Annotated in this window: 8 protein-coding genes and 1 tRNA gene; 3 read left to right on the top strand and 6 right to left on the bottom strand. The window is 69.4% G+C overall.

What is annotated here, in order from left to right; translation table 11 throughout:
* Positions 1–1,277: FGGY family carbohydrate kinase (locus MU407_RS13280; protein WP_246958201.1), on the bottom strand; the 1,277-nt coding region annotated here is incomplete at its 3' end.
* Between the two features lie 31 nt (positions 1,278–1,308).
* Here MU407_RS13280 and MU407_RS13285 point away from each other — a divergent pair.
* On the top strand, positions 1,309–1,839 hold the full coding sequence (locus MU407_RS13285; protein ID WP_246958203.1) for a GNAT family N-acetyltransferase: 531 nt from the start codon (positions 1,309–1,311) through the stop codon (positions 1,837–1,839).
* 322 nt (positions 1,840–2,161) lie between these two features.
* On the opposite strand, the gene MU407_RS13290 is transcribed toward MU407_RS13285, so the two are convergent.
* Positions 2,162–2,234, bottom strand: a tRNA-Lys gene (locus MU407_RS13290).
* A 134-nt stretch (positions 2,235–2,368) separates the two neighbouring features.
* A complete protein-coding gene (locus tag MU407_RS13295) occupies positions 2,369–2,941 on the bottom strand; it encodes a hypothetical protein (protein WP_246958204.1) in 573 nt (190 codons plus the stop codon).
* A 79-nt stretch (positions 2,942–3,020) separates the two neighbouring features.
* On the opposite strand from MU407_RS13295, the gene MU407_RS13300 reads away from it, so the two are divergent.
* Positions 3,021–3,674 carry a YigZ family protein gene (locus MU407_RS13300; RefSeq protein WP_102235464.1) on the top strand — a complete coding sequence of 218 codons (654 nt, stop codon included), beginning with the start codon at positions 3,021–3,023 and terminating at the stop codon, positions 3,672–3,674.
* A 124-nt stretch (positions 3,675–3,798) separates the two neighbouring features.
* Here MU407_RS13300 and MU407_RS13305 read toward each other — a convergent pair whose 3' ends face one another.
* On the bottom strand, positions 3,799–4,080 hold the full coding sequence (locus MU407_RS13305) for a GlsB/YeaQ/YmgE family stress response membrane protein (RefSeq protein WP_102235465.1): 282 nt from the start codon (positions 4,078–4,080) through the stop codon (positions 3,799–3,801).
* A 273-nt stretch (positions 4,081–4,353) separates the two neighbouring features.
* On the bottom strand, positions 4,354–5,325 hold the full coding sequence (gene nrdF, locus MU407_RS13310) for a class 1b ribonucleoside-diphosphate reductase subunit beta (RefSeq protein ID WP_102235466.1): 972 nt from the start codon (positions 5,323–5,325) through the stop codon (positions 4,354–4,356).
* Positions 5,326–5,592: 267 nt separating this feature from the next.
* Here nrdF and MU407_RS13315 point away from each other — a divergent pair, with 267 nt between their 5' ends.
* Entirely contained in the window at positions 5,593–5,826 is a 234-nt protein-coding gene (locus MU407_RS13315) for a hypothetical protein (protein WP_102235467.1), read from the top strand.
* 27 nt (positions 5,827–5,853) lie between these two features.
* Here MU407_RS13315 and MU407_RS13320 read toward each other — a convergent pair whose 3' ends face one another.
* The gene (locus tag MU407_RS13320) at positions 5,854–6,303 is read right to left on the bottom strand and encodes a hypothetical protein (protein WP_146007696.1); all 450 of its coding nucleotides are present in this window, start codon (positions 6,301–6,303) and stop codon (positions 5,854–5,856) included.
* Positions 6,304–6,510 lie beyond the last annotated feature (207 nt).

The raw sequence follows: 6,510 nt of genomic DNA on the forward strand, positions 1-6,510 counted from the left end.
GGGCAGCGGCGGCGGAGTCGGGTGGGTATGAGGCACAGGCCCCCGTCGGCGCCGTCGACCCCTGCGAGGGCGTGTCCGATCGCATGCGCGACCCCTTCGAGCACCGCCGCGTACACGTCCGGGCCGCGGGTCGTGGCGTCCATGCCGAGCACGGCCGCACGCAGCTCGGCGTCCCGCACCGGGTAGCGTTCGCCGTGGATCGAGGGCAGGGCGAGCAGGCCCGTCGGCCCTCTCCCGCACTCTGCTTCCCGCTGCTCCAGCAGGCCATCGGCCTGCGACGTCGAAGCCCCACCGAGGAATGCCTCACGCGCCCACGAAGCGGCGGCCCCCGCAGCGAGCAGCGCGGAGATCCGCAGGGAGCGCCGCCCTGATCCGTCTGCCTCCAGCAGCAGCCGGTGGGACACGTCCACGCTGTGCCGCGCCGAGCCCACGGGCGCATCGGCCACCACGGAGGCGACCCAGCCGCTGGTGCCCATGTACGCGTAGGCCTCTCCGGCGGAGAGGCCGACGATCCCCGCGGTGGTAGCGCCGGCATCCCCCGCGACGAGAACGACAGGGATCCCCGCGGGAAGGCCCAGCAGATCCTGGGCCCGCGCGTCGGTGCGGCCGATGGTCTGCGCGGATCCGCTGGTCAGACGGGGTAGATGCTCCTGCGGGATTCCGGCGGCCCGCGCCACGGCAGGAGACCAGCGGCGCGTCCCGGCATCGAGCAGCCCGGTGGTCGACGCGGTGGTGGGGTCGCACCAGGCGCCGAGCCCCAGGGCGTCCGCGAGAAAACCGGCAGGCCCGAACACGAGGCCGCGCGAGCGTTTCACGGTGGCGGGGTCGGTGCGGCGCAGGCGGCGGTGCATCGCGGCGCAGCTGGTGGCGTCCTGCTGATTGCCGGTCAGGGCATCCCAGTCGGCGCCCTGCCCGGCGAGCAGCGCGTGGATCTCCTCGGCCTCGATCACGGCGCGGGTATCGCTGTACAGGATTGCGGGGGTCTGCGGGGTGCTCGGGGCGGGCAGGAGGATGAGATCCTGCATCTGCCCGGTGATGGCGAGGGCCGACGGGGGCGCGGTGTCTGCCGCGGCGCTGACCTCACCGATCGCCTCCCGGGTGGCACGCAGCCAGTCCCCCGGATCCTGCTCGGCACCGCCATCGGGCGTGGTCGCGGTCGGGTATGCGCGGCTGGCGACGGCGCGGGTGCGGCCATCACAGTCCACGAGCGCGGCTTTCGCGGCGGAGGTGCCCAGGTCCAGGCACAGCAGCGGGGGTGATGCGGGCTCGCCAGTCATGGGATCAGCGTAGGCGTGGGATCGTGAGCGCATGACTGAGCTGCGCATCCGCCCCGCCCGCCTGGCCGAGATCCCCCGAGTGGTGGAGATCGAGACGCAGGCTGACCAGGTGTTCCGCACGGTCGGGTTGCCTGAGCTGGCGCAGGACCCACCGGATCCGGGGCGCCGGGAGGCACTGGCCCGGGAGGGCCGGCTGTGGGTACTGGAGCGCGGGACGACGCTCGCGGGCTTCGTGACAGCCGAGCTGCTGGATGGGCATGCGCATGTGGGCCAGCTGTCCGTCGCGCCGGAGCACGCGGGGCACCGGTTGGGCCGACGTCTGCTGGAGCATGTGGAGCACTGGGGCAGGGCGCAGGGGTGCCCGGCGACCACGCTGACCACCTTCGTGGACGTCCCGTGGAACGCCCCGTATTACACGCGGCTGGGCTACGCGGTTCTGCCTGCCGAGCAGTGGGGGCCGGGTCTCACCCGCACGATGCAGCGGGAGGCGGGGCTGCCGGGGCTCGGCGCCGCTCCCCGCTGCGCGATGATCAAGCCGTGCCCGTCGGCCGACGGGGCGTGAGCCTGGCGCCGCCCCTGCAGATGACGGATCCCCCGCCTCCACGGATGGAGACGGGGGATCCGTTGTCAGGGCCGATCAGGGCCGGTCAGGCCTGACTTGCATTGGTTTAGTGGGTCAACGCCTCGAGTAGCTCTTTGGCTTCTTCGGCGAGTTCGGGCTGGGCGGTGATGTGCTGGCCGGCGATCGAGATGGTCACTTCTCGTAGCGGGCACGAGCCCCTCTCCCACCCCTCAGAACCCGCCCTCGAACCCCTGAACGCCAGATAACCCAGCCTCCACCAAACCCGGGGCTTGACAGGAAACTCTTCCGTCCCGACCTGCGGTGGGCCCCGTGGGGATCGAACCCACGACCTGCGGATTAAAAGTCCGATGCTCTGCCGACTGAGCTAGAGGCCCTGGCTTGCCGCGCGGGCGAGCCCAATCATCCTACCGGCGCGGCAGCCTCCCGTAGCACGAGAGGCGCAGCACACCGGCCACGGTCCACGGCCAACGGAGCGCTCCGCGCGCCATCGGCCGCTGATCCTGTGCGCTCAGGCCTTCTTCTTGCTCACAAAGTGAAGGATCACACCGACGATCAGCAGCAGGAAACCCAGCATGCCGCCGAACACGCCCATCAGCACACCGCCGATGCCCGCGAAGATCCCGCCGATGGACACCGGCGGGCCCACAGCCACCGGGGTGCCGCCGCAGTCGATCGTGTAATCGCCCGCCTCCGTGGCCGTGAAGGAGTCGAAGGAGACCCAGGTGCGCTCCCCCGTGCCCAGTTCGCTGGACTGGGCGGTGCCCGGCGCTGCCGCCTCGCCCGATGGTGCGGTCACCGTGCACGAGGGCGCGGGTGTGCCCTCATCGACATACAACTGCAGGGACTCATCGGCCTCAGCGCTGTAGGTGCCGGAGCCACTCTCGAGCACCTGGAGCTTTCCTGCGCCACTGGCCACATTCCCGAAGCCGGCCACGGCCAGCACCACGCCCAGGATCACGCTCAGCGCCAGGATGGCGCCGCCCAGGATCATGAGGATCTTCGGGGCCTTGGACTTCTTGCGCGGCGCGGGCGGAGCTCCGGTGTAGCCATGGGCGGGCTGAGGCGAAAACTGCTGGGACACGGTGACTCCTGTGGGTCGGGGAGAGAGCGCCGGTGGGCGCGGACGCGGCCAGCGTAACGCCCTGGATAGACTCGCGCCCATGCCAGATCCCCTCGTCCTCGCCGCCGACGTCGAGACCGAGCTGATCGAGCGCAAGAGCCGCTTCATCACCCGACTGCACCGCGTCGAGGACGTAGAGAAGGCTGACGCCCTGGTCCGTGCCGCCCGCAGCGAGCACCCCGATGCCCGCCACCACTGCACCGCGCTCGTCCTCGCCGAACGGGCCGACCGCGCCCTGGTGCACCGCTCCAATGACGATGGTGAGCCTGCCGGGACCGCCGGGATGCCGATGCTGCAGGCGCTGCTGCACGCGGAGCTCGTGGACGTCCTCGCGATCGTGATCCGCTACTTCGGCGGCGTGAAGCTGGGGGCCGGCGGGCTGGTGCGCGCCTACACCGCGGGCGTGGAGCAGGCTGTGGGCCAGGCGCGTCTGCTGCGGCGCACCGAGCAGATGGTCGCCCAGGTCGAGGTGTCCCCGGCCGACGTCGGGATCGCGGAGAACGCCGTTCGGCTCTGGGCCGCCGGGGCTGGCGCGACCGTGGAGCCCACCGAGTACGGGACGCGCTCGGCGCTGCTGACCGTGCTGCTGGAGCCCACGGATCTGCCCTCCTTCGAGGCCGATGTGGCCCGCTGGTCCTCCGGGCGATTCACCGTCGAGGACGCCGGGCGCCGCACCGCCGACGTGCCGCGGTGAGACGTGCCGCGGTAGAGAGACCAGCCATAAGACAGCGGCGCCGCACCGGATCGCTCCGATGCGGCGCCGCCGCGAGCATGCTGTGAGGCACGCAGGCCTCACGCGATGCGTGGGTGTGCCTGGATCAGGCGCGCTTGGCGAGGAAGCCGTAGATCACCATAACGATGATCGCGCCGACGATGCCCAGCAGAATGGTGCCGACGCTCCAGGGGTTGTTCATGATGCCGCTGACGCCGTCACCACCGAGCAGGCCGCCGATGAAGCCGCCGACGATCGCGCCGATGACACCGAGGATGATCGACATGCCCAGGCCCATGCCCTGCTTGCCGGGCATGATGGCGCGGGCCAGCAGGCCGATGATGGCGCCGATGATGATCCAGGAGATGATCAGTCCAAGAAGGCCCATGAGATTGCTCCATTTCGTGGGGGAAGAGGTCAATCGTGCAATCACATTCTCCCGAGGCTCGTGGGCGAACTGGGAATCCGGGCCGACACCGCTGGTCAGAACGTCGACCAAGCGGTCAAAGCGGCCCGATCACACGGTGACCCCTTCGGCCCGGGCCTTTAGTGCCGGACGGTCATGTGAGGGGCACAGGCACGGCCCCCATCGGCCCTCTACACACGGAAGCGCCCGAGCCCGCCATCGCGGACCCGGGCGCTCAACGCATCGCCGCGGCGATCAGAAGTCCCAGTCGTCGTCCTCGGTCTCCACGGCCTTGCCCATCACATAGGAGGAGCCGGAACCGGAAAAGAAGTCGTGGTTCTCATCGGCGTTCGGGGACAGCGAGGCGAGGATCGCGGGGTTCACCTCGGTCTGATCCGCCGGGAACAGTGCCTCGTAGCCCAGGTTCATCAGGGCCTTGTTCGCGTTGTACCGCAGGAAGGTCTTGACCTCCTCGGTCCAGCCCACCGGGTCATACAGATCCTCGGTGTACTCCTCCTCGTTGTCATACAGCTCCATGAGCAGCCCGTACGTGTAGTCCTTGAGCTCCTGCTGGCGCGCCGGATCGGACTTCTCCACGGCCCGCTGGAACTTGTAGCCGATGTAGTAGCCGTGCACGGCCTCATCACGGATGATCAGGCGGATGATGTCCGCGGTGTTCGTCAGCTCGCCGTGGCTGGAGTAGTGCATCGGCAGGTAGAAGCCGGAGTAGAACAGGAAGGACTCCAGCAGCGTGGAGGCGACCTTCCGCTTCTCCGGATCATCGCCCTGGTAGTAGCTCATGACGATCTTCGCCTTCTTCTGCAGCGGCTCGTTGAACTCGCTCCAGCGGAAGGCCTCGTCGATCTGCTTGGTGTTCGCCAGGGTGGAGAAGATCTGCGAGTAGGACTTGGCGTGCACCGACTCCATGAACGCGATGTTGGTGTACACCGCCTCCTCATGCGGGGTGACGGCGTCGGGGATCAGCGAGACCGCGCCGACGGTGCCCTGCACCGTGTCCAGCAGCGTCAGCCCCGTGAACACGCGCATCACCAGGTTCTGCTCCTGCTCGGTGAGCCGGCCCCAGGACGGGATGTCATTGGACAGCGGCACCTTCTCCGGCAGCCAGAAGTTGCCGGTCAGGCGGTCCCACACCTCCTGGTCCTTGGGGTCGGGGATCCGATTCCAGTTGATCGCCTGGACGGAAGTCTTCAGGTGGTCGGAGTTCACATCTGCCTCGCTCGACGGGTGGGCCCGGGCGTCGGCGCACGCTAGGGGGCCGACGGGGCGGGCGGGGTCGCAGCCAGTCTAGGCCGCGGCAGTGGTAGCCGGCTCGGGGCTCGCCCAGCGCCGGTGTCGAGGTGGTCACCTCGGGGCGAGGCCTACCGGGAATGGCACCTCACCACCTTGGCGCAGACCGTATGGGGAGTCCTCCCCATCGCAGGGCTGGCCGGATGGCCCTAATGTTCTGACGCAACAGACTAGATGTAGCTGGTCATGACCGTGGCGGCGTCTGTCCCGGCACCCGATGCAGAGGAGCTGGAGGATGCCGAGACTCGGGCGGTTCGGGTGGAGCGCGATGGCGCCTCGGGCTTGACGGCGACGGAGATCCTCATGTTGCGCGGCCGCTATCTCCGGGCGGACCGCAGTGCTCTCGCCACAACTCTCGTCGGGATCGACCCCACCGAGATGTCGCGGCAGATCACCTCGGTCATGACCCCGCGCCGCTGAACCCGCCACCCGCGGGATCCCCGCTGCTCAGCGGCGTGCGCGCCTCGCGCGGGCCTCGCGCTGGAACCGCTCGCGGTCCGCGGCTCGCTGTCCACGCAGCCACGCGGGATACATCCACAGCGGCAGCACCGAGCTGTGAGCCGTAGGGATCGCGATCACGAGCCAGACCACGACCTCGAGGGCGAGAGCACCCAGCAGCAGGCCGTTGATCAGGGCCGTGGGGGCGCCCAGCAGGGCAGCGAGAGCCGCCGCGAGGACCGCGAGCGCGCCCACGATGAGGGTCTGCGCCGCAAGCGGCAGGATCAGCAGGACGATGCGCTCCGGTGCATTGGCGAACTCTGAGTCGACCAGCGGTTTAGCCACCCACCACTGCGAGGCACCACGTCGGCGCATCCACGCCAAGACAAGCGCCAGCACGACGCCGGCACACCCCGCGAGGGCAGCGATCAGGAGCATGAGCAGAGGCGCGACGTTCACGTCTGTAGCGTCCCACAGCTGTTTCTGACCCCGGCCGGTCCGGTTCTCCGACTCCAGGTATTCCGGCCGCAGCACGAAGGAGACCGCTCCTGCCGCCCGTGTTCATCGATGCGATGCACAGGGCCGACGAAAGTTTGTCCCCCTGGTCAGCAGCCGCGTATAGGTTCATGCCATGCCCTCCCCCGCTGCCACCCCGTCGGCCACCCC

This window comes from Brachybacterium sp. Marseille-Q7125, from assembly GCF_023062615.1.
Taxonomy (GTDB): Bacteria; Actinomycetota; Actinomycetes; order Actinomycetales; family Dermabacteraceae; genus Brachybacterium.